This window comes from Marinobacterium marisflavi, assembly GCF_982447095.1.
In genome coordinates this window covers 1,212,476-1,233,471 of record NZ_OZ457898.1, presented here as the reverse complement: position 1 = coordinate 1,233,471, position 20,996 = coordinate 1,212,476, and the positions used below count along the sequence as shown (strand labels likewise).

At 52.2% G+C, this 20,996-nt stretch carries 25 protein-coding genes and 1 tRNA gene; 8 read left to right on the top strand and 18 right to left on the bottom strand.

Annotated elements, in window-relative coordinates:
• Positions 1–26: 26 nt before the first annotated feature.
• From AC1WNR_RS06120 to trmH, 3 genes are read right to left on the bottom strand one after another with little or no spacing between them, the layout of a single operon-like run.
• Entirely contained in the window at positions 27–488 is a 462-nt protein-coding gene (locus AC1WNR_RS06120; protein ID WP_481643637.1) for a paraquat-inducible protein A, read from the bottom strand.
• On the bottom strand, positions 481–3,327 hold the full coding sequence (gene rapA / locus AC1WNR_RS06115) for an RNA polymerase-associated protein RapA (protein ID WP_481643636.1): 2,847 nt from the start codon (positions 3,325–3,327) through the stop codon (positions 481–483). The genes AC1WNR_RS06120 and rapA overlap by 8 nt, the downstream gene beginning before the upstream one ends.
• Position 3,328: 1 nt before the next feature.
• Entirely contained in the window at positions 3,329–4,066 is a 738-nt protein-coding gene (gene trmH, locus AC1WNR_RS06110) for a tRNA (guanosine(18)-2'-O)-methyltransferase TrmH (protein WP_481643635.1), read from the bottom strand.
• Positions 4,067–4,191: 125 nt separating this feature from the next.
• Between trmH and AC1WNR_RS06105 the strand changes: the two genes are divergently transcribed.
• Together AC1WNR_RS06105 and AC1WNR_RS06100 are read left to right on the top strand one after the other, a co-directional pair.
• The gene (locus AC1WNR_RS06105; RefSeq protein WP_481643634.1) at positions 4,192–5,058 is read left to right on the top strand and encodes a prephenate dehydratase; all 867 of its coding nucleotides are present in this window, start codon (positions 4,192–4,194) and stop codon (positions 5,056–5,058) included.
• Positions 5,059–5,428: 370 nt separating this feature from the next.
• On the top strand, positions 5,429–5,836 hold the full coding sequence (locus AC1WNR_RS06100; protein ID WP_481643633.1) for a hypothetical protein: 408 nt from the start codon (positions 5,429–5,431) through the stop codon (positions 5,834–5,836).
• A gap of 19 nt (positions 5,837–5,855) precedes the next feature.
• On the opposite strand, the gene AC1WNR_RS06095 is transcribed toward AC1WNR_RS06100, so the two are convergent.
• From AC1WNR_RS06095 to AC1WNR_RS06080, 4 genes are read right to left on the bottom strand one after another with little or no spacing between them, the layout of a single operon-like run.
• Positions 5,856–6,320 (bottom strand): DoxX family protein, encoded by a 465-nt coding sequence (locus AC1WNR_RS06095; RefSeq protein WP_481643632.1) that lies wholly within the window; start codon positions 6,318–6,320, stop codon positions 5,856–5,858.
• Positions 6,314–7,066, bottom strand: coding sequence for an HvfC/BufC family peptide modification chaperone (locus AC1WNR_RS06090; protein ID WP_481643631.1), 753 nt, complete (start codon positions 7,064–7,066; stop codon positions 6,314–6,316). The genes AC1WNR_RS06095 and AC1WNR_RS06090 overlap by 7 nt, the downstream gene beginning before the upstream one ends.
• Positions 7,056–7,922 carry an MNIO family bufferin maturase gene (gene bufB / locus AC1WNR_RS06085; protein ID WP_481643630.1) on the bottom strand — a complete coding sequence of 289 codons (867 nt, stop codon included), beginning with the start codon at positions 7,920–7,922 and terminating at the stop codon, positions 7,056–7,058. Before bufB ends, AC1WNR_RS06090 begins: the two co-directional genes overlap by 11 nt.
• Before the next feature lie 38 nt (positions 7,923–7,960).
• Entirely contained in the window at positions 7,961–8,254 is a 294-nt protein-coding gene (locus tag AC1WNR_RS06080; protein ID WP_481643629.1) for a BufA1 family periplasmic bufferin-type metallophore, read from the bottom strand.
• A gap of 240 nt (positions 8,255–8,494) precedes the next feature.
• Between AC1WNR_RS06080 and AC1WNR_RS06075 the strand changes: the two genes are divergently transcribed.
• Positions 8,495–10,489: a putative bifunctional diguanylate cyclase/phosphodiesterase gene (locus AC1WNR_RS06075; RefSeq protein WP_481643628.1), complete on the top strand. Its 1,995-nt coding sequence runs from the start codon at positions 8,495–8,497 to the stop codon at positions 10,487–10,489.
• A 74-nt stretch (positions 10,490–10,563) separates the two neighbouring features.
• On the opposite strand, the gene AC1WNR_RS06070 is transcribed toward AC1WNR_RS06075, so the two are convergent.
• Complete coding sequence (locus AC1WNR_RS06070; RefSeq protein ID WP_481643627.1) at positions 10,564–10,887, bottom strand: hypothetical protein; 324 nt, start codon at positions 10,885–10,887, stop codon at positions 10,564–10,566.
• 408 nt (positions 10,888–11,295) lie between these two features.
• Here AC1WNR_RS06070 and AC1WNR_RS06065 point away from each other — a divergent pair, with 408 nt between their 5' ends.
• Together AC1WNR_RS06065 and AC1WNR_RS06060 are read left to right on the top strand one after the other, a co-directional pair.
• Entirely contained in the window at positions 11,296–11,436 is a 141-nt protein-coding gene (locus AC1WNR_RS06065) for a hypothetical protein (protein ID WP_481643626.1), read from the top strand.
• 303 nt (positions 11,437–11,739) lie between these two features.
• Complete coding sequence (locus AC1WNR_RS06060) at positions 11,740–12,969, top strand: EAL and HDOD domain-containing protein (RefSeq protein ID WP_481643625.1); 1,230 nt, start codon at positions 11,740–11,742, stop codon at positions 12,967–12,969.
• An 11-nt stretch (positions 12,970–12,980) separates the two neighbouring features.
• On the opposite strand, the gene AC1WNR_RS06055 is transcribed toward AC1WNR_RS06060, so the two are convergent.
• Genes AC1WNR_RS06055 through AC1WNR_RS06045 form a run of 3 tightly spaced genes read right to left on the bottom strand, consistent with a single transcriptional unit; the run spans position 12,981 to position 14,718 of the window.
• Entirely contained in the window at positions 12,981–13,142 is a 162-nt protein-coding gene (locus AC1WNR_RS06055) for a hypothetical protein (protein WP_481643624.1), read from the bottom strand.
• Positions 13,143–13,161: 19 nt separating this feature from the next.
• Positions 13,162–13,755, bottom strand: coding sequence for a YhgN family NAAT transporter (locus AC1WNR_RS06050; RefSeq protein WP_481643623.1), 594 nt, complete (start codon positions 13,753–13,755; stop codon positions 13,162–13,164).
• Between the two features lie 12 nt (positions 13,756–13,767).
• Positions 13,768–14,718 (bottom strand): SLAC1 anion channel family protein, encoded by a 951-nt coding sequence (locus AC1WNR_RS06045; RefSeq protein ID WP_481643622.1) that lies wholly within the window; start codon positions 14,716–14,718, stop codon positions 13,768–13,770.
• A gap of 82 nt (positions 14,719–14,800) precedes the next feature.
• Between AC1WNR_RS06045 and AC1WNR_RS06040 the strand changes: the two genes are divergently transcribed.
• Complete coding sequence (locus AC1WNR_RS06040; RefSeq protein WP_481643621.1) at positions 14,801–15,181, top strand: rhodanese-like domain-containing protein; 381 nt, start codon at positions 14,801–14,803, stop codon at positions 15,179–15,181.
• Between the two features lie 6 nt (positions 15,182–15,187).
• Here AC1WNR_RS06040 and AC1WNR_RS06035 read toward each other — a convergent pair whose 3' ends face one another.
• A complete protein-coding gene (locus AC1WNR_RS06035; RefSeq protein WP_481643620.1) occupies positions 15,188–16,048 on the bottom strand; it encodes a LysR family transcriptional regulator in 861 nt (286 codons plus the stop codon).
• Between the two features lie 131 nt (positions 16,049–16,179).
• On the opposite strand from AC1WNR_RS06035, the gene AC1WNR_RS06030 reads away from it, so the two are divergent.
• Positions 16,180–16,623, top strand: a complete 444-nt coding sequence (locus AC1WNR_RS06030) for a DoxX family protein (protein ID WP_481643619.1) — start codon at positions 16,180–16,182, stop codon at positions 16,621–16,623.
• Positions 16,624–16,638: 15 nt separating this feature from the next.
• Positions 16,639–17,442, top strand: coding sequence for a DODA-type extradiol aromatic ring-opening family dioxygenase (locus AC1WNR_RS06025; protein ID WP_481643618.1), 804 nt, complete (start codon positions 16,639–16,641; stop codon positions 17,440–17,442).
• Between the two features lie 254 nt (positions 17,443–17,696).
• On the opposite strand, the gene AC1WNR_RS06020 is transcribed toward AC1WNR_RS06025, so the two are convergent.
• The 6 genes from AC1WNR_RS06020 to ihfA all read right to left on the bottom strand — a co-directional run bounded on the left by AC1WNR_RS06020 (position 17,697) and on the right by ihfA (position 20,986).
• Positions 17,697–18,587, bottom strand: coding sequence for a DMT family transporter (locus tag AC1WNR_RS06020; protein ID WP_481643617.1), 891 nt, complete (start codon positions 18,585–18,587; stop codon positions 17,697–17,699).
• On the bottom strand, positions 18,587–18,817 hold the full coding sequence (locus AC1WNR_RS06015; RefSeq protein WP_481643616.1) for a hypothetical protein: 231 nt from the start codon (positions 18,815–18,817) through the stop codon (positions 18,587–18,589). Before AC1WNR_RS06015 ends, AC1WNR_RS06020 begins: the two co-directional genes overlap by 1 nt.
• Before the next feature lie 522 nt (positions 18,818–19,339).
• The gene (locus tag AC1WNR_RS06010) at positions 19,340–19,957 is read right to left on the bottom strand and encodes a LysE family translocator (protein ID WP_481643615.1); all 618 of its coding nucleotides are present in this window, start codon (positions 19,955–19,957) and stop codon (positions 19,340–19,342) included.
• Positions 19,958–20,193: 236 nt separating this feature from the next.
• Positions 20,194–20,270 (bottom strand) — tRNA-Pro (locus AC1WNR_RS06005).
• A gap of 73 nt (positions 20,271–20,343) precedes the next feature.
• The gene (locus AC1WNR_RS06000; protein ID WP_481643614.1) at positions 20,344–20,703 is read right to left on the bottom strand and encodes a MerR family transcriptional regulator; all 360 of its coding nucleotides are present in this window, start codon (positions 20,701–20,703) and stop codon (positions 20,344–20,346) included.
• Positions 20,675–20,986 (bottom strand): integration host factor subunit alpha, encoded by a 312-nt coding sequence (ihfA, locus tag AC1WNR_RS05995; protein ID WP_481643613.1) that lies wholly within the window; start codon positions 20,984–20,986, stop codon positions 20,675–20,677. Before ihfA ends, AC1WNR_RS06000 begins: the two co-directional genes overlap by 29 nt.
• Positions 20,987–20,996: the final 10 nt, after the last annotated feature.

Genomic DNA, 20,996 nt, shown 5'->3' with positions numbered 1-20,996 from the left:
GAGGATCGGCAGATTGTCGGCGCTCTTTAGCTTTTAGGCTGATTAATCGGGCGGTTTTGCCACCACAGCAGAGCAACAACAAGCAGATGCAGGTAGAGCCCCCACTCAACCTGGGCATCAGCCCAAGCGCTCAGCTTGATGACAACGATCATCAGCGCCACCACCCAGATATCGAGCATCGCCCAGCGCGAAAGTTGTTTAATGAGTGCGTTGGCGCGTGATGAGAGTGAAAGCTGCCCGTTAGGCAGTGCTTTGAAGAGGATTAACAGCGCTTTGAGCAGTGGCAGCAACATACTCGCACTCGCGACCAGCAGCAGTAGAAAGTAGTTTGCCGACTCAAACAGCGTTGCCACAACCGACAGCATCGAGACCCGATCTTCAAACAACCAGAGTTGAGTCATGGTAAAAAGCGGCGCCCACCAACTCACTAACAGTAGCGCCAGTGTCAATAAAGACAAGGTTAGTTTGAGAGCCGCTGCGTTATTCACCAATAACGATCACTCTAAGTGCGTCCGGCACCAACTCGAGCCGCTCTAGAGCCTCCTCAATCTGCGTGGCTTGCTGATGCAAGTTCTCTAACTCCAGAGCAGCATCAACAGAACCATGCTCGGCCAGTAGCTCAAGTCGCTCGCGCTTTTGCTCCTGCTCTTGGTGATGGCTCGCTTTAGCAGCGTCAACAAAGACTTGCTGCGCCTGCTGTGCCAACTGATCTGCGGCGTCCAGCTGCTGCTGTAGCGCTTCCCTGAGCATACGAACCATCTTCTGCGATGCACTCAAAGAGAGTGGCTGTGCCAGTTTATTCAACGGTTCATGGGCGAGATGTGCAGCCAGATCTCGACCGTTGGGGTCGATCAGATAACGCAGCAGCGGCTGTTCGTAGAGACGTTCAAGTTGCAGCGATTTCGGCGCAACACAATGTGCTCGATAGTAGGTCTCCAGCAGTACCGTTCCGGGGGGAAGTGCGGGGAGCTTGAGCGTACAGACCGATGCGTTACCAAACTCTGAACTGTGAATCAGCTCCATCAACTCGATCAGCAGTGGATGCTCCCAACTGAGATAGGCTACATCGTCGCGCTGCAACGCCTCGGCCCTATCGAAGGTCAGAGTTAGCCCTTCATCACTTAGCGTGGTAAGCGGTGCGACCATCTCCTCACCCGGACGCACCACCCAACCTTTTGCGCCCCGCGGTTGCATCTCTAGACCGAAGCGATCAAATAGATGTTCTGCGTAGGCCTGCAGCTCTTCTGGGCTCTCTGCCTGTTGCACTGCATAGACGACGTCTGGGGTATTCGTGCTCGGTTGAGAATTTAGCTCTAGCAGACGATCACGCCCGCGGGCTAAGCTCTGTTCCAGTTCCAGACGCTCTGCAGCCGTTTTCTCAATAAGCAACGCCTGCGCGGCAGCATCAGGCCTGTGCATTAAATCGGCTAGCTCCCCCGCATGCTCGCGGTAGAGTTTATCGCCAACAGTGGAGATCTGTGTAAAGGCCGCCAAACCCTTGTCAAACCAGTGGTACAACACTTCGGTGGCGCTACCCTCAATGTAAGGCACATGGATCTGTACGTCCTGGCGTTGTCCTATGCGGTCGAGTCGACCAATACGCTGCTCTAGCAGGTCCGGGTTAGGCGGCAGATCAAACAGAATCAGATCCGAAGCGAACTGGAAGTTACGCCCCTCAGAGCCGATCTCGGAACAGATCAGTATCTGTGCGCCTTGATCCGGGTCCGCAAAGTAGGCAGCAGCGCGATCGCGATTGACCAGCGACATACCTTCATGAAAAGCGGCACAGCGCACACCTTGGCGCAGATTCAAGTGCTCCTCAAGGGCGATCGCTGTCTCAGCCTGACCACAGATAAGGAGTGTTTTACGCTTGGCGTTCGCCTTAAGCCACCCCAGCAACCACTCAACCCGAGGATCAGCATCAATCCAATCCGCACCGACCCAGTTTTCTGGGTAGAGTTGCTCATGCAGAGGCAGTGACTGCTCCAACTCCAAAATCTCGAGATCGACAGCGAGGGGATGAGGATTGAGACGGCGCTCAGGGAATCCTGGCACTGCAGCACGAGTATTGCGGAACAGCGAGCGACCCGGCCCCTGAGTGGCAACAATGAGTTCAATAATATCTGCCAACAACGCCTGTTGTTCGGTGCTATCGGCCCTCTTTAGCGCCTCCAACTTACCAACCGGCAAAAGCTGCGCGAGCTGAGGTTCAATCTCAGAAACAGTGCTTACTCCCTCGTTCTCTAAGCGCTCGACTAACTGAGAGATTGAGACAAAGTGCTTGCGCTGTTCAAGATAGGTCTCAAGATCCGAGAAACGCTGTGGATCGAGCAATCGCAGACGCGCAAAGTGGCCGGCAGCCCCGAGATGTTCTGGCGTCGCGCTCAGCAGCAGTAGACTTGGAATGGCTCGGCACAGCGTCTCAACGACTGTGTATGCGTGGCTCGCCTGTTCAGGACTCCAACCCAGATGGTGCGCCTCATCAACAATCAATAGATCCCAACCCGCCTGCTCTACCAGCGCTAGTGCACGCTCATCATGAGTCAACAGTGACAGCGGAAGCAGTACCAATTGCACCGCTTCAAACGGATTGGCTTCACCATCGGCAAGGGCTGCGGTCAAACGCTCTGAATCGAACAGACTAAAACTCAAATTAAAGCGGCGCAGTAACTCTACCAACCACTGATGCAACAGATTATCCGGTACAACGACCAGCGCTCGACGAGCACGTCCGGTAATCAGACGCTGATGTAACACCAGACCCGCCTCAATCGTCTTACCCAGTCCAACCTCATCAGCCAGCAGTGCACGTGCATGCTCGGGTGCTGAGAGTTGAGTAGCGATATGAAACTGGTGAGGCAGCAATTGAACCCGCGCACCCAAAAGCCCTCGGACAGAGGAGGCGTTAAGACGCGCCAGTGACTCTTGGGTCTGAATTCTCAGTTTGTAAAATGCGTGGCGTTCAATCTGGCCAGCGAACAGGCGCTGTGACGGCTTAGTAAAGTGGATATCAGCCGCCAATAGACGCTCAGGCAGCACAAACTCCTCACCCTGCTGATCTTCGCAGTGATAGATCTGATTACCCTGGTGGTCCACGCTGTCGAGAATGGTAACGGTCTCACCCGACTCCACCTCAACCTTATCACCAGCAACAAAGAGTACACGGCTCAGAGGCGCGTTATTGACGGCATAGGTGCGCGCCTCGTCCGCAGCTGGAAAGTAGATCTCTACTCGCCGATTGGCGCAGCTCTCTACAATACCCAGACCGAGTTCAGCTTCAGTACTACTAACCCAGCGCTGGCCAGGTACAAATTCGAGTTGTGACAAACTAACTTACCTTGAATCGATTGCGCGGACACTTCTTCGGCTGCGCCGCCTCCAGAGCCAAACCACGACTCACCAGAGACTGCACGTTTTGCGGCTCTAATAGCTCGCCGCGTTCATTATAGGCCGGATAAGGCTCATCGCAGAGCAGACAAAATTTAACAAGACGCGGATAACGCGCTTCAAACAGGTAACGGGCGACCCGCACGGCATCGAGCCCCTCTCTATTGTACATGCCAGCTAACTGGCGTTGGCGCTGCGCCTCTACGAGGATGATGCCACTCGCCGTCGCCACATTAAGTGACTCCACCATACCGAGCATCGGAATCATGATGTGCTGATCGGCAAGGCGAGCTCCGGATTCACTGACTCCCGCCTTCTCTGCTCCCATCAGAATGGCACAGGGCTGGGTGTAATCCACCTCATGAAACTCGACCGCTGAAGCACTCAGATGCGCTGCATAGACCTTCATCCCCTGTGCCTTGACCTGTTCAATGGCGGCTTCAGTGGTCACGTGATGATGCTGTTCCACCCAACGCTCGCTACCCATGGCTGTGCCACGGTAGGTACGATAGCCCTCTTTAGGTTCGACATAGTGCAGATCAGAGATTCCGACGGCATCGCAGTTGCGCACCAGCGCTGATATGTTACGGGTTTTGTGAACCTTGTCGGTGATCAGCGTCAGATCAGTTTGACGGCGCCGAAACACCTCCATCAGGCGCGCTTCGCGCTCGGGTGTCATACGAATCTCCTTAAAGTGCGCGAACCTTACCAAAGCAGGCGCGAAATCTCACGCTTTGATTGTTCGCACAGCTCCCCGGCTGTGCGATACTAGCCCGCCACAGAACCTCCATTAGAAGTGTAGTCATGTCTGAATACCAAGATATCATCGCGTACCAGGGTGTACCTGGCGCTTACTCTCACAAATCCTGTACTCATGTTCACCCAGAGATGCGTGCTCACGCCTGTGAGAGCTTTGCCGAAGCGATGTTTATGGTGGAGCGCGGCGATGCGCGGCTGGCGATGATTCCATTAGAGAACAGCACCGCTGGGCGTGTGGAGGAGATCTACCGCCTCATGCCAAAAACACAGCTGCACATCATTGCTGAGCATTTCGAGCCGGTGAATCACTGTCTTTTGGGCCTGCCCGGAAGCACGGCCGAGTCCATCAAGAAGGTCTCCTCGCACCCGCAAGCGCTAGCGCAGTGCGATACGCACTTGCGAGAGCTGGGCATGGAACCGATCGCCGCACTTGATACAGCCGGCGCTGCGGCAGCGCTCGCTGAGAGTGGCGACCTCAGTATGGGAGCGATAGCGAGTTCGCTGGCGGCCGAGTTGTACGGTTTGGAGGTGATCAAAGAGAACTTTCAGGATGTTGAAGGCAACACGACACGCTTTTTGATACTGGCGCGCGAAAGCAGCATGCCGCATCTAGAGCCAGAACTCACCTACATGACGTCAATCATGTTTACGGTGCGTAACATTCCGGCCTCACTCTACAAAGCGCTCGGTGGCTTTGCTACCAATGGTGTCAACATGCTGAAACTCGAAAGCTATATGGCATCAGATACCATGCAAGCAACCAGCTTCCACCTAGATGTCGAGGCGCACCCACACGAGAGCGCGATGCAACTAGCGCTGCAGGAACTGCACTTCTTCGCCAAAGATGTGCGTGTCATGGGCACCTACCTCGCTCACCCATTCAGACACTCTAAGCTGAAGATCGAAGACTAGAAATACTGCGCCGCACAATAAACCGATATTGTTTTATATCAATAAGGTATAAACATTTATTGCAAGCAATATTGTGCATTGCACAATATCTGATAAGGTTAGATTGTCTACGGATTAGACAGCGAACGTCCCTCGTTCGCATCCCATCTTGCAACTCCCAGTGAGTTGAATCCTTACCCCACCCCTGGTGGGGTTTTTTAATTCAATAACTTAGGAGCTAAGGCGAAAAAAATTCGCAATTTGCCACTCTTTTTTCGCATCAAAATTTGACAGATCTCTAGTTAGAGACAAGATTTAGAGGGTGCGTTAACGGAGTTACACCGGATGTTCAGCGCACCAACGTCGACTCCAAAGGGAAAAGGTGAGCGTAATGGATGAGCGACAGAGTGCCCGAGGCGCCAAGCGGAGCGCAGATATGACGCTAGTCAAAGATATGCAGAACGATCGTATCGTCTATTACTGGACGGACAAGCAGCATCAGCAGATCAGCCCACTACTCGCATCCATTCCTCTAGCAGATGAATGGCGCACGCAATATCTACACGAAGCCTACGAAGGTCGTCAGCGCCGAACCTCTAGCATTGATCGCCGCCGCTATCTGCACAAACGCGACATGCACCAAGGCCGCGGTAATGTCTCTCAGCTGTTCAGTGGAGGTCGCAGAGCAACCGATAAAGAGGCTAAGGTCACTCAGGATCTGGCCGGCGAGAAGCTGCAAGCCTTGATCGATGCGCACACCCCGATAATTGAGAATGACAAACAGGGAAGGCAGCAGTAGAGGATTGTTTCACCCCCCTCTAACGCTGCATCAGCGCATCCAGAGATAGACGCCCTGCTCCACGACTTATCAGCACCAACAACAGAGCGCCCCACAACCCGTGCGTAACCCAGGCATCTGGGTAGACGAAAATCTGTATCACCAGTGTCATCACCAACAGCATCAAAGCCGAACTGCGCGTCAAAAACCCGAGTAATAACAGTAAAGGTAGGAAGTGTTCGGCCAAGGTCGCTAGTAGCGCGGCAAAACCCGGTGATAACAGCGGCAAGTCATATTCGTACTCGAATAGAAACCGTGTCGACTCTGCCATCACAGGCCAACCCCACTGAAACTTCATATCGATTAGGTCTAGCTGAAAGCCCTCTATTTTGGTCTGTCCCGAACGCCAGAATATGGTTGCCAGTATAAAGCGCGCGAACAGCAGTCCGATATCCTCAGGCAACTTAGACCAGACCCGCTCAATACCCTGCAACAGACTCAACATTCGTCCTCCTCAACACCGGTTAAAACCTGACGAATCAGCAGGCGATGCAAACATCCCGTGAGATCAAAACCCTCAGCCACCACGTCCAATGCCTTGGCAATCGTTGCCCCACTGATCAACTGCGCGACGAATTGAAATTCATCAAAATCCAATAGATCTATTTCCGCCCGAAAACTGGGTCTCGAGATCAACAACCATTCGGAGCGATTCACCTCCATACCCGAAAGATTCGGAGCCGACTTCTGATGTGCCAACCAAATACTGGCAGCGGCATAGCGTAACGGCATCAACGCCGTTGCAGCGGCAAATTTAAAACGGCTCGCAAGTAAACGGTCGGGATCACTCGCCAGCGCGACGAGTTGATCGTTAATCGCTACCTCATCCGCCGCATGGGTACTTCGCAATAGCTGATACTCAACCTTGGCTACCTCTGCAAGGAAGGGGTAGTCAGAGAGTTCAACGCGGGTTTCGATAAAATTGGAAAAGCGATCTCCGTACTCGACGAGATAGGGTGACTTCGGCGGCTGGCTGCGGATAAACAGGTTCGCCAGCGTTACGAATGCCTCAGCGCCGATAAGCTCGTGTATGACAGGAAAACTTGCCTCCAGCGCTTCGATCAGCGACTGCTGAACATTATTGCGGTAGATATCAAAACGACGTTGTCGATCAAAACTGAGCGGCTCGGACAACAGCGGTAACAAACCCTCATTCGAACCCAGCAGCGCCGTTGCTAACTCAGACTGCATAGCGCACCTCTTCAAGCTGCATGAGTGAATCTGCACCGCGGGCCTCGGCTAGCAGAACACTCAATTCTGGCAGTGCACCATCACGCTCTAGCAGTGTCGGCTGCGGCCCAATCTGATCCAATAGTCGCTGATAGAGCTGCCAAACTTCGTCAGCCACCTCGGCACTGTGGCTATCGATCAATACCCTATTGCCCTGCGCATCCAACTCTTCTGTGTATCCAGCAAGGTGTACCTCACCCACAGCGCCAAGAGGCAAGGCAGCCATATACTCATCTGGACTCCATCCCTGATTGATGCAGGTTACATAGATATTGTTCACGTCCATTAGCAAGCCACAGCCGGAACGCTTCACGATCTCAGCGATAAAAACCGTCTCTGGTATCTCTGACGCCTCAAAGCTGACATAGGTCGACGGGTTTTCAAGCAGGATTCTGCGACCAAGATAGCTCTGTAGCTGATCGATATGCTCGACCACTCGCTGCAGCCGCTCTTGGGTATAGGTCAGTGGGAGCAGGTCGTTATAGTAAACACCCGCGTGAGAGGACCAAGCGAGATGCTCGGAGAAACTCTGGGGTTGGTAGCGATCAACCAGTCGTTTGAGACGGCGTAGATGATCATCATTGAGCTCCGCTTCAGAGCCCAAGGATGCAGCAACGCCGTGAATAGAGAGAGGATAGTTCTCGCGCACTGCTTCTAGCTGCGCTAGGCGGATTCCACCCTCAACCAAGTAGTTCTCTGCATGCACCTCAACAAAACCGATGTCGGGCATCTCACGCAAGAACTGATCAATATGACGGAACTTCAGACCGATACCGGCACGGCTCGGTAGACTTTTCTGTTGGGCTAGTGCGGTCATCGATCCAAGCTCCTCATATTTGCCAAAGGCAAACGGGTTTACATCTTCTCTTCAAACTTCATCAACTGCCCCTTACCGGTGGGCGACGTTGGTGAGTTGAGTGTTTCACAGGTACCTTTTGCAACAATTGACCAGGCATTACCTTGATAATCGCGTGTGGAGCTGCCAGCACAGGATGTACCCGGGCCCGCTTTACAGTCATTCTCGCCGGCGAGGGCCACGCCGTAGCACTTCTCTTTATCTGAAGCTGCCACAGTGCCGCTTGTCGCTGAGAGTGCCAGTGCAGTGCTTAGTGCCAATGCTACGCCAGATTTTGAAATTTTATTTTCCATGTCACACCTCAAGATTTTTAGTTCAATTTTTTGTGTTACAGCTTTTAGACGGCCCCGTTTCAAACTCCTTACAAAAAAATTTATAAAAAAACTTGGCACAAACAATGTAAGGAATTCGCTGATACACCGACAAATAGATATCTCGAATGCAATAAAAGCGATGCAGTAGTTATGCCAATACTCTCCGATACATCCCTGAGAACTCGTCTCATCCTGGCTTTTTTGGCGCTAGTGATCGTTATGAGTACGAGCACCTATCTTTCGATTAACTTCTCACAAAATGCGTCGCAAGAGATGCGGGTAATCGTCGAAGATCAGACACGCAGAGCCCTTCTTGCTCAGCGCGCTGCGAAGCGGGTTCAGATTGCCACAGTGCAGCTGCTAACGTTGCTGCAGACAGAGGAGCGTAGCAATCGTATACCCCTATATCGCGCGATGGATGAGGCACTCAGAGGTGCCGATGCAGCAGTGCGCACCCTATCTAAAGAGTTAAACACGCCTGCAATCAGTCGCTTTATCGAACTGCGCAACATGTACGCGGATCGATTTCAGGCAACTGTTGAGGAGATCGAGTTTAATGGATTAGCTGCTGCGCGCGCGCATTTTGCTGAACATACCCAGCCTGTTTTGAATCAACTGCTGGAAGAGGCGGAGGCAGTGAGTATCACTCAGCAGGATGCTATGGCCGCCAGCGAACAAGTGTACCGGGAAAAATCTGCAGCACTAAGCTCAATGATTTTGCTGATTGAACTGATTATTGTCTGTTTGGCATTGGCCTTCTCCTATCTCTTCGCCCGCAGTATCGCGGCACTACTTGAAGAGCCCGTACGCGTAGCAGACCGCATCGCATCAGGTGACTATACCACTGAGATACCCAGCGCTCGCAGCCCCGAACTCGGCCGCCTGTTGAGAGCGCTGGAACACATGCGCGCCGGTATTTTAGGAAGAGAGCGCCATATCAAACGTCTAGCATTTGAGGATCGCTTAACCGGTTTGGGTAGTCGCCTTAAGTTTATGCAGGAGCTGGAATCCGCCGTCACGGCCCCCGTCGCCAACTTAGTACTAGTTGATATCAACCGATTCGCTCAGATCAATAAAGCTTTGGGCCACCATTTAGGGGATGAGGCGCTGACTAAAGTAGCTCGCCGCCTGGAAACTCTCAGCGCCGAACGCTTCAGTCTCTGTCGGGTCGAATCGAACCGTTTCGGGATGGTTCTGACCAATGAATCGTCTGATGAGACCCGAGCGGTCGTTAACGCCATATTAGCGGCCTTTGAGCAACCGATAGATGTATCGAATCAGAAGATTTACATCGATCTGCGTGCCGCAATTGTTGAGGCAGGCCTATCCGACCAATCACCAGAAGCCCTTTTGCGCTCAGCAGAGCAGGCCTTGGAAGCAGCGAGGCAACACTTCAAAAGTTGTATCGAAGTCAAAGAGGTCCCACCTCCGAGCGAAACCGAGTCGCTAACGCTATTGGGGGAGCTGCGCACTGCACTTCAGGAGGGGCAATTCGAGCTTGTTTACCAACCTAAATGGTGTAGCGCGAACGAGCGTGTGACTGCAGTCGAGGCTCTGATACGTTGGCACCATCCCGAGCGCGGCTATGTGCGCCCAGATAAATTCATCCCTTTCTGCGAACAGACCGGCTTTATACGTCAAATTACCCCTTGGGTTGTCACAGAGGCGATGAATGCAGCTAAACGCTGGCAACAGACCGGTGTCGATCTAGTAGTAGCGGTCAATCTCTCTACGCTCGACCTCGATAATCCAGCCTTGGAGGCGCATCTGAGGGCTGAACTACAGCGCACAGGTATTGCTCCGGGTAGTATCTGTTTGGAAGTGACCGAGAGCGCTCTGATGTCTGATCCTGACTCAGCGCAGGCCTATCTAGAGAGACTCAGATCAATGGGATTCAAGCTCGCTATTGATGACTATGGAACTGGACAGGCTTCTCTGGCATATGTGCGTGACCTTCCTGTACAGGAGTTGAAGATCGACCGATCTTTCATCACTCATGTCGACTCTGAACCACGCACCGCAGCGATCGTCCGCTCGACTCTGAAACTCTGCCAAGAGCTCGGTATTTCTCAGGTTGCGGAGGGCGTGGAGACCAAAGAGGAGCTCAATTGGCTGCGACAGGAGCACTGCTCCATGATTCAGGGTTATCTAATCAGTAAACCGCTAGCGGAGGCTGATCTGCTCGAGATGGTGACACAAGCGCGCGCCTCATGAATGGATGTATGGAAGTCAGATAGGCGAGTGAGGAGCAAGAGACCGACGTCTACCTGCCCCTACTGTAGCCCCGGTTAGGCGTGACCGGCGGGCAGTGTGAAACGCTGCCCTGCCGCCTCGATCAGCTTCATCTCCTCAATGATCGAGTCAGCAACGTAGTCAGGCTCGCCACCATAGGCGCGATGTTTCAAATACCAGGACATTAAGAAGTCCCCCAGATCGTCCTCACACTCCTCCGCTAGGTGATCAACATCGATACCTGAGGCCTCACAGATACGTTCTATAGGTTGGTACTCAAACACAATCCCACCCGAGTTGGGGTCGTGCTGCAGATTGAGGTCGCTGAATGCGACATCAGGGGGAATTACAACTTCGAGCTTGGTGGTACGACTTTCCATCTGACACCTCCTTCGGTTGGCGGGTAGATCTTACCCTCATCTTCATACTAGAGCTTCAGAGAGCTAAGTCAAATCGCATTTTGCAACATCGGGCACTGAAGCGAACAGTTGCAGATCGGCGAAATTGAAAGATCTTCATTTTAGCTCCCGATTTCGAGCCAAATTAGCTACCGCAATCGCAGTCGCCTCTGTCAATTCCATACTCTAGAATTCGAGTCTTGAATCGTAAAATCAATGTTTTACTTTGGATACCTAATCTGGACTTTATAATCGACTGGTAAATAGTCCTTCGTAAATACAATAACTTAGCAGAGATTAACCGGGCTCAAGTTGACGCCAAGAGCCGGCAAGCAGAAGGTGAAAATTAGGACTAGGATAGTACGACCGCCATCAGATGGAGGTACCACAATGAGCCTAGAGACGATTGCCGATCTCGGCATTCCTATGCTGGTAGCGCTACTGAGCTACCTGTGCATACGCTGGTCGCAGATCGATCAGCCTAAGCGCGAGCCGCTAGTACGGGATGAGCCCCTAATCAACCAGCGCTAGCGCGCACCAAGAGCCCCACTCAGCCCGAGTGGGGCTCATAAATTCCGCGCACCCCCACGAGTTATAAAAAGCTGTTTGATTATATCAAAAGCAATGTTAGTCTAAAGACCAGTCGTATAATAACCACATAGAATAACCTAGCGCTATGGACTCTACCCTCCTCTTCTGGGGCCTCTTTATCGTTTCTGCGCTCTTGATGCTATGGGTTAGCAATAGAGATCTTCGTCTGAGCTGATCTACCCCGCTCGCATCTGCTGTTCAACTGCTATAGTTGAGTCAAGGGCCGTTGTTGGAAAGGCAGTAATGACAGCTACAGCAGAACTTGAACAACCTCTACAGATTCTTCTTGCGCGACAACCTATCTTCACTAAGAACCGGGATGTCGCCGCCTATGAGTTGCTGTTTCGTGACGACACAGGCGAATTCGTTGCGGGCCTCAATGAGGACGAGACTACTGTAAACGTATTGCTTAACACCTTTGCCAGCGTAATCGACGAACGCACTGACCGACCCGCACCGGTTTACCTCAAGGTTACCGACGCTTTCCTGCTACAGCATGAGATTCCTGACCTACCTAAAGACCGTTTTATTATCGAGATTCTCGGCTCCAGTCAGATTAGCGAACATGTCATTGAGCGGATTCATCAGCTCGTCGCCGACGGCTTTGCTGTTGCCCTAGCGGACTACGATCCTGATGATCCACGTTTCACCCCGCTCTTATCGATTGTGCACATCATCAAACTCGACGTGCAGAAGCTAGGGTTCGATCTTCTAGCTGATCTAGTGAAACGTTTGCGTACCTACGGTGTCGACTTGCTGGCGGATAAAGTAGAGACCGATAGTGAGTTTCGACAGTGTGTTGAGCTAGGATTCGAGTACTTCATGGGGTACTTCTTGAGTCGACCCGAACTGGTACACGGCCGCAAGGTGAAGGGTAATAAGCTGGTACTGTTGGAGCTCTTACAGGAGTTCGACAAGCCTGGTGCCGGTGCTAAGTCGATTGAAGCGCTAGCCCTCAAAGATCCTGAACTCACCTTTAAAATACTGCGCTTGGTCAACTCCGCTTCACTTAACTTAAATCGCGAAGTGAGCAGTCTCTCCCACGCCATAGCCCTGTTAGGAATGGAGCAGGTGAAACGCTGGGTAATGCTGTTTCTGAGCAGTTCAGATGGCGAAAAGCCGATGGAGTTGACTCGGATGATGCTGCAGCGCGGCCGCATGTGCGAAGTTTTAGCTGAGTTACTCGAACGCGACCAGCCGATGAATTACTTCTTTGTCGGCTTGCTGTCACAACTCGATGCGCTGCTGGGAATTCCGCTTCCTGAGCTGATCCAACAAGTCCCACTTGAACAAGAGCTTAAACTTGCACTGACCGAACGTCAGGGTGAGCAAGGCCAACTGCTCGATGATGTCTGCCTGTTTGAACAAGGAAAATTCGAACGAATCAGCGCCGCGCTTCCCAAACAGTTCTTCGACGTCGCCTACCGGCACTCAATTGAGTGGGCAAACCAGATCGTCAAAGTGCTGGTTTAGCCTCGTCCTAGCTAGGTCATAAACGCACGAAGCTCTGCAGGGCGGCGAGCCAAAGTCAGAAATACATTAGGAATGAAACCCGACTTCTCATGCACAGCTTCTATCTGGGTACGAATATCCTCGGGAAGTTCAGCGAGTACAGGTGGTTCAAAACGGCTAATAGGAAAAGACACAGGCTCGCTCCCCGTCAAATTAATGGATCAGATCGAGCTGGCCGATGCCGTTAATCAGCATCTGCACCGAAATAGAGATTAGAATCATCCCCATTAATCGCTCAATCGCTTTCAGTCCGCGTTTGCCGAGAATGCGATAGAAGGATTGGGAGCTAAGTAGAATCACAGCCGAAATACCCCAGGCTGTTAGCAGGGCATAGAGCCACTCTACCGAGCGTTCGGGCTGGCTCTCAGCCAACAGCACTAGGGTAGCCAAGATAGATGGGCCGGCGATCATCGGGGTAGCCAAGGGCACAATTAACGGTTCAGAGTCATCCATATCATCCCCCATAGGGCCGCCTCGCGACGGAAAGATCATCCGAATCGCGATGATCATCAGAATGATACCGCCACTGATGGAGACTGCTTCAGTGGAGAGCCCGAGCACCTTTAGCAGGCTCGGTCCGCTGAATAGAAATATCAACATCAGCCCCAGCGCAATTAACAGCTCGCGCACCAGTACCAGACGCCGGCGGCTCTCAGGTACCTGGGAGAGAATCGACAGGAACAGAGGTATATTGCCTAACGGATCCATAATCAGAAAGAGTGTTACAGCTGCTGCATAGGTATCCATCTGACCTCTCCGCTAGTCGGGTTTAAAAAGGTTGCCACTGATGGCAGCACGCGCAGTACGCCATGCGAGCATTGCAATAAGTACGGTCACTACCACCAACATAATCAGACTAAGCGCTTGAAAGAATAGCGTCTGATGATGTTGATACATAAGCATCGTAGCCACAGTAAACGCGGCCAGCGGGAATGAGTAAGCCCACCAAGAGATGAAGAAAGGCAGGCGCGCAAATCGGGCGATTTGCGTCAGCAGCAAAATAACCAAGAACAGCGCCGTATAATAGAGTATGTGTGCAAAGACATCAAATGCACCGCCACTTAGCTGCTGATAGGCGATAAAACCAACCGCTGGCGGCGCCACCATGATAAACAGCGTGGGCAGCAGGTTTTGGGGTAGCGGATCATGGTAGAGCATGCGGTTAAACACCAAGACCTTAAGCACGATCCAATAAACGAACCCTACCGAAAAGTAGAACCAGCTCAAATCCAAAAACCCTAACGATACCCCTTCAATAGGCGCAATAATATTTCCAACGATTGGGATAAACCATGCCGGGGTTGTGTGATTTACCTGGGTCCGTGACTGATGAATCCAGATATTCATTAAGGTCAGCGTAAGTACCAGTTGTAGTGCCGCACCGACCGCCCAGAGGATCAGCGCTAGATGCGTTTGATACTGATGCAGCGCCGTCGCTATAAGCATCAAACCGATTGAGAGTGCCGGAAAGAAACTGATCTTGATCGGATGATTAAACTCTTCACAAACAGCATCGCGGTGCTTGAAAAACTTTAGCAGGTAGCTGGAAGCGAGTACGGCTAATAGCACTAATGTAAATCCCAGCAGTAACTGGCTTACCAGCGCCGGCAAACCAAAAATCTCAGCAGCCTTCTCCCAAGCCAGCGTAAGCCCAGCGCATCCCATCAGCGTAGCGAAGATGGCTACTGGTAGATAACGAATCGCTGACACCTTTCTCTCCTGTATATAAGACAATCCGAATATATGCTGCTATTCTGCTTAAAGCAAACCTAACACGTTCGGGAGTATACCTGTGAAAACAGCGCAAGACCTTGTCGCAGAAGCAAAAAAACAGATCAATGAAATCAGCGTCAGCGAAGCCGGCCCAGCGATTCAGCAGGCTCAACTTCTGCTCGATGTACGTGAGCCTGCCGAATATCAACAGGGCCATCTCCCCGGTGCCATCAATATTCCTCGCGGTCTGTTGGAGTTCAAAATAGGCAGCGCACCTGAGTTTGAAGCGCGTGATCAGGCAATTGTGCTCTACTGTAAAACCAGTGGACGCGCAGCACTCGCGGCAGCCTCGCTGCAGCAGATGGGCTACGTCAATATCACCTCCATTGCCGGAGGCTACGACGCTTGGGTTGCAGCCGGTATGGAGACCGTTAAACCCAACCTACCTGAGTTCGGATAACAGCGATCAAAGCGGGTTGCGGTTGAAGTGCTGTACAAGGTGATCGCTAAAGCTGCGCACCTTAAGCGGCAACAGTGCTCTATGCGGGTAGACCGCATAGAGCCCAAGCACCTCGCGCGGCTCATCACATAACACCTCTGCTAACTGACCCAGCTCTAGCCGGTGTCTAACCATGAACCTAGGCACAGAGACGACACCAGCACCCGCTCGCGCGGCATCAACAAGAAAATCACCGGAATTACTACCCAGCCAAGCCTCACTCCCGCTCGGTGGCGGCCCATCCAGATAGGAATAGCGCAACAGGCGATGCTCTTTGAGTTCCGCCTTTACCCTCGGCGTCCCTCGTAGTTTAAGGTATGAGGGTGCAGCGCAGTAGCTAATGGGTACTTCAGAGAGCTTACGCGCCACCAGAGAGGAGTCTTTCAAACGCGCGATGCGCAGCGCAATATCAAACCCCTCCTCGACGATATCGACTTTACGGTCGTTAAGCTGCAGATCAACGCTCACCTCTGGATACTCTTGCTGAAAGCGCTGTACCGCCTCGCCCAAAAACCGACTTCCCAGAGATACCGGCGCGCTCACGCGCAAAACACCCCGCACGCTCTGCTGGGTTAAAGTGATACGAGACTCAAGGCGTTCAAGCGCCTCAATCAATTCACTCGCTTCAGCAAAATACTGGGCCCCTGCCTCGGTCATGTTGACTCGACGGGTCGTCCTATTCAGCAGTCGAGAACCTAGGTCCGCCTCCAAGGCCGCAACATATTTGCTAACTAACTGCGGAGATAGACCGAGCGTGTCAGCGGCCGCAACAAAACTCCCCTGCTCTGCCACCGCTAGATAGGTGCGTATCTGTTGAAACTTATCCATTTAGAAACCACCCTTTTAATAAACGAAATGTTTATAGTTAAACAATAATAGACTAATTAATAAACGTTTTATTTATCGCTACTCTTTACTTCATTAACTGAATTAAAAGCGATCGCTTTGGAGGTAACACCATGAACAAACTAATCTCTCAACTTCTAAACACTGATGCGGGCTGGGGTGCTCTGATCCTGCGTGTGCCTGTAGGTCTAATTCTAGCCGCCCATGGTGCGCAGAAACTCTTCGGCTGGTTTGGCGGCTACGGACTTGAGGCGACCGGGCAGTGGATGGCCTCAATTGGTTTGGTTCCCGGCCTATTAATGGCATTTTTAGCGGGTGCAGCTGAGTTTTTCGGCGGTCTCGCACTGGCGCTTGGCCTGCTGACACGACCCGCCGCGCTGGTGAATGCAGTCGCGATGGCGGTAGCCACCTTTGTGGTTCACTTGGAGAATGGTCTGTTTATGAGTAACAACGGCTACGAGTACGCTCTGATACTGCTCGCTGCGTCACTCGCCCTTATGGTTTCCGGTGGTGGTAAACTGTCAGCCGACCGCGCAATTTCACAGCGTCTGGCCTAAAAGGAAAATCCGAGAATGCTACGCAACACTGATCTTCTGTTCGTCTCGCATGGCGGCGGCCCTCGGCCGCTGTTCAACGATCCCGACCATCAGCAACTGATTGACGCCCTGCAGCAGTATGCCCGCGATTTTGAGCGTCCGGATGCAATACTGGTGCTCAGTGCACACTGGGAGACCGAGGGATTAAGGGTCACTGCTAGCCCAAGCCCAGAACTCTATTTCGACTACTATAACTTCCCGGAAGAGGCGTACCAGATTGAGTACCCATGCCCGGGCGCACCAGAACTGGCTGAGAAGATTAAAGCTACGCTGTATGCGCAGGGTTTTCCGACGGAACTCGAACAGGAGAGAGGGCTGGACCACGGTGTTTTTGTACCGGTAAAACTGCTCTACCCCGACGCCGACATACCAGTGCTGCAACTGTCGATGCACGCTTCACTCGATGCGCAGCAGCACCTAGCGATTGGCGAGGCACTGCGGTCTCTGGACGCTGAACGGCTATTGATCATCGGTTCGGGCTTCACCTTTCACAACATGCGCGCCTTTTATGCACCCGCAACGCAAGAGGTAAACCAAGCCAATGCTGGCTTTGAGGATTGGCTTGAGGCGACGTTGAGCGGCCCAGCAAAAGAGTACACCGAGATTAGGGCTTCACTGGTGAACTGGGAACAGGCTCCCTACGCGCGTTTTTGCCAGCCACGAGAGGATCATCTAATTCCACTGCACATCTGTGCGGGCATCGCTGGGCGCTCGGCTGATAGCTACAGTCGCATTGAGGTGTTTCACAAGCAGTGCAGTAACTTTTACTGGCGCCTCTAGCCTTAGGGCAAACAAAAAAACACCGCCTTGGCTCCCTGCCGTGGCGGTGTAGCTACCATCCTTGGTAAAACCCTGTCCCTTACTCAACACTCTGTATATCGACAATCTGAAGCTGTTTAACTTGCTTACAGGATCAACCAAAAATCGAAAACTGTCAGGTCTGATTTCTAATAGAAAAGTCTTAAACGGACAGATAAGACTCTCGGGTATTTTGGTAGCACGGCTGAGTGACGCAGAGGGACCAAAAGACCCGATTAGGATCGGCGCTCTAGTTGTGTCAGCATCGATAGCAGAATCGCAGACACACCAAGCCAGCCAATCAGGTGGAACTGCTCCCCGAGTAGTCCAACCGCCAATATCACAGCCACCACTGGCTCCAACAATGTAATCAGCGTCGCGCTGCTCGCACTAATAGTTTTTAATCCGTAACCAAAGCAGAGGTAACCAAGAAACATGGGCACCAGCGCCATGTAGATCACCACCCCAGTATTTGTCGGGCCGGCGAACAGATTCTCGCCGGTAAAAACTAGTGATGGCAGCAGCACCAGACTGGAGAGTAGAAACATCGCTGCCATCGAGGCGCGGGAAGCAATACCGGATGATATATGAACTTTGGCAACCCAGGAGTAGAGTGAATAGGTGAGCCCAGCTACGAGCCCCAGAATCAAGCCCCAGAACGTCGAGCTCCCAGCCTCGTTAGCGGAGTCCGGCGGTACAACCTTGCCTGCATAGAGCATCACAATACCGATCACGCCCAACACAAAACTGACCATCCAACGCCGGCTAACCGCACGTTTATCGAAAATCCACTCCAATAGCGCCGCAAAGAGTGGCGCGCTCGCGATAGACACCACAGTACCCACGGCGACTCCGGCAAGATGCATCGACGAATAGAACGCCAAGGGATAAATTGCGACAGCGGTTCCGCCCGCGCAAAGGAGCAGAGGACGATGGACAATCTGCTGGAAGTGTCGATGTAGCAATGTGGCCGAGTTCAGCCCCAGCAACAATGCTGCAACACCCATCGCGAAGGCACCGATAGCCAATGGGCTAAGATCGATTGCAAAGCTAGCCGCTGTACCGGTAGTGCCCCAAAGAATGCTGGCAGCAGCAATACCCAAAAAGCCGCGCACGGGGCTGCTCATCAATCTTTAACTCGCAACCAGTCGATCAGACCTTTAGTTTTGCGCACTAAAATATCAAACGGGGTCTCATCACCGAAAAACCTGCGGTTACGCATTAACAGCAGGGACATTAAAGCGACCCAAAATAGGGTGTAATAGATCAACCATCGGCTGTTGGCCTCAAACGCAGATTGTGTGTCCGCCTGCCCCAGCAGATACATAAAGGGGGCAACGATTGCGACAAACGACATGAGGGAGATCGCAAGCCGAATTTTCTTTATTGAAGACATAATGATGAGGCTTAACCCTAAATTGAAATTTTGTACAGTGACATGTCTGCCAAATGAACTACTCTGAGTCTGTCAGTACTGGGTTTGCACGATTGTACCGAGGATGCTGTGAACGCACTAGTCACCCATTTTGCACATGCATATGAATACGGTGCTCTGCGAGAGTCCCTTCGCAGCTCTCAAGATCACGATTTCCCCAACATAGCCATCAAACATGCGATGTGGCGCATTGCACTCCAACAGGATCTTATCGACCGACTCAAACGCAACTCGGAACTACTTTCGCATAGCGAGCGCTATATCAGCAGAACGGGAGGCCCTACTGTGCAGATAATGCGAACACGTGTAAAGCTCGTGCGTGAGCTCGGATATCTTGAACGAATGCTCAGGAAATGCCTCTACAACGCTGAGAGCCAGGATCTTAATCGTTTATATCTGCTCACCCTGGAAGAGCTGGTTAGATTAGATTAGATTAAATCAGAGTTAGCCTCGAGAGATCAGGTAAGCACCCGCCCCCATCATAATTGAACCTGCGCTGCGATTTAGCCGCTTTACCCCAGCTTGCGAGCGAAAAAACTTACGTGCTCTCGCGGCAAAGAGAGCAATTCCCATCAAGCCAATCATCAATGCAATCAGCGTTAAAACCGACGCCAGAGCAATGTCCGTAGCATTCAAGACGCTAAGGTCCATAAAAGTCGGCAGGAATGCGATGTAAAAGAGGATTACTTTCGGATTTGACGCTGAGATTAGAAAGCCTTGTGTGAAGCTCAAAATACCGGCACTGCGACCCACTTTGTCATCAGCCTCGTTGAGCTCCAGTGGAGCATTCCACATTTTCCAGCCGAGATAGACGAGGTAGATTGCACCAAGGATACGGATGGCGGTGAAGAGTTCACCCCAGTGGGTGGCGATGGCTGCCAGGCCCAAGCAAGCTGCGATGAGGTATAGCATGTCGCTGATGGTCATACCTAGAGCCAGCCAAAAACACGAGCGCGCACCGGACACAAGAGCACGGGCTAGAATGGCAAAAACCCCTGGACCTGGGGTGACGCCGAAGATCAGTACTGCAATAAAAAACGAGATTGCGCTCTCGATGGACATGGCTTGGGCTCCTCGAAGATCGAAATAGTCTAGCATTGTAGGAGCGTTGTACGCGAAGCGCGTTACGCGACCTTTTGGGGCTCGGGCTTGAGATTTGGAGGGCGAGGGCAGGATTGCCCGAGTAATTTGCTCCCGGCAATTTTGTGAACCTTGATAAATAACTCGGAAATCCTCTGCGCCTTCGGCGGATTAAAAGAAAAGGGGCCACTCTTTGAGTGGCCCCTTTTCTTTTAATTTGGTCGGAACGAGAGGATTTGAACCTCCGACCCCTGACACCCCATGACAGTGCGCTACCAGGCTGCGCTACGTTCCGAAAGAGGGCGAGATAATAGCCTAACGGGTTGATTGTGTGAAGCTTTTATCTGGCTTAAAAAAGATGAAAACAGCTATTTACGCTTAAGTGTCTCTAGGATCGATTCAAGCTCACTGATGGTTTGTCGCAGCAGCTGTTTGTATCTTGTGTTGTCGTCATCGCCCGCATCGCCTTTAAGCCATTGCCGTGCACCGGCGATCGTTAGACCTTGATCGTAGAGGAGGCCTTTTATTTGACGGATTAGCAGCAGGTCTTGGCGCTGGTAGTAGCGACGGTTGTTCCGTTTTACCGGTTTGATCTGCTCGAACTCCTGCTCCCAGTAACGCAGTACGTGCGGCTTTAGGTCACAGAGTTTGCTAGCTTCACCAATGGTAAAGTAGCGTTTCGAGGGGATTGGATCCGCTTCAGCTTGGATCGGCGGCTGTTCTTGCATAGATCTCAACGCGCTCTTTCAGCTTTTGACCAGGGCGGAAGGTGACTACTCGGCGAGCCGAGATAGGCACCTCTTCACCTGTTTTAGGGTTGCGACCTGGGCGCTGACGTTTGTCGCGCAGGTCGAAGTTGCCGAAGCCCGACAACTTCACATGTTCGTTGTGCGAAAGACTCTCGCGAACCTCGTCGAAGAAGGACTCAACCATCTCCTTCGCTTCACGCTTATTCAGGCCAAGTTCCTCAAAGAGGCGCTCTGCCATATCTGCTTTCGTCAACGATGCCATGCTACCACCC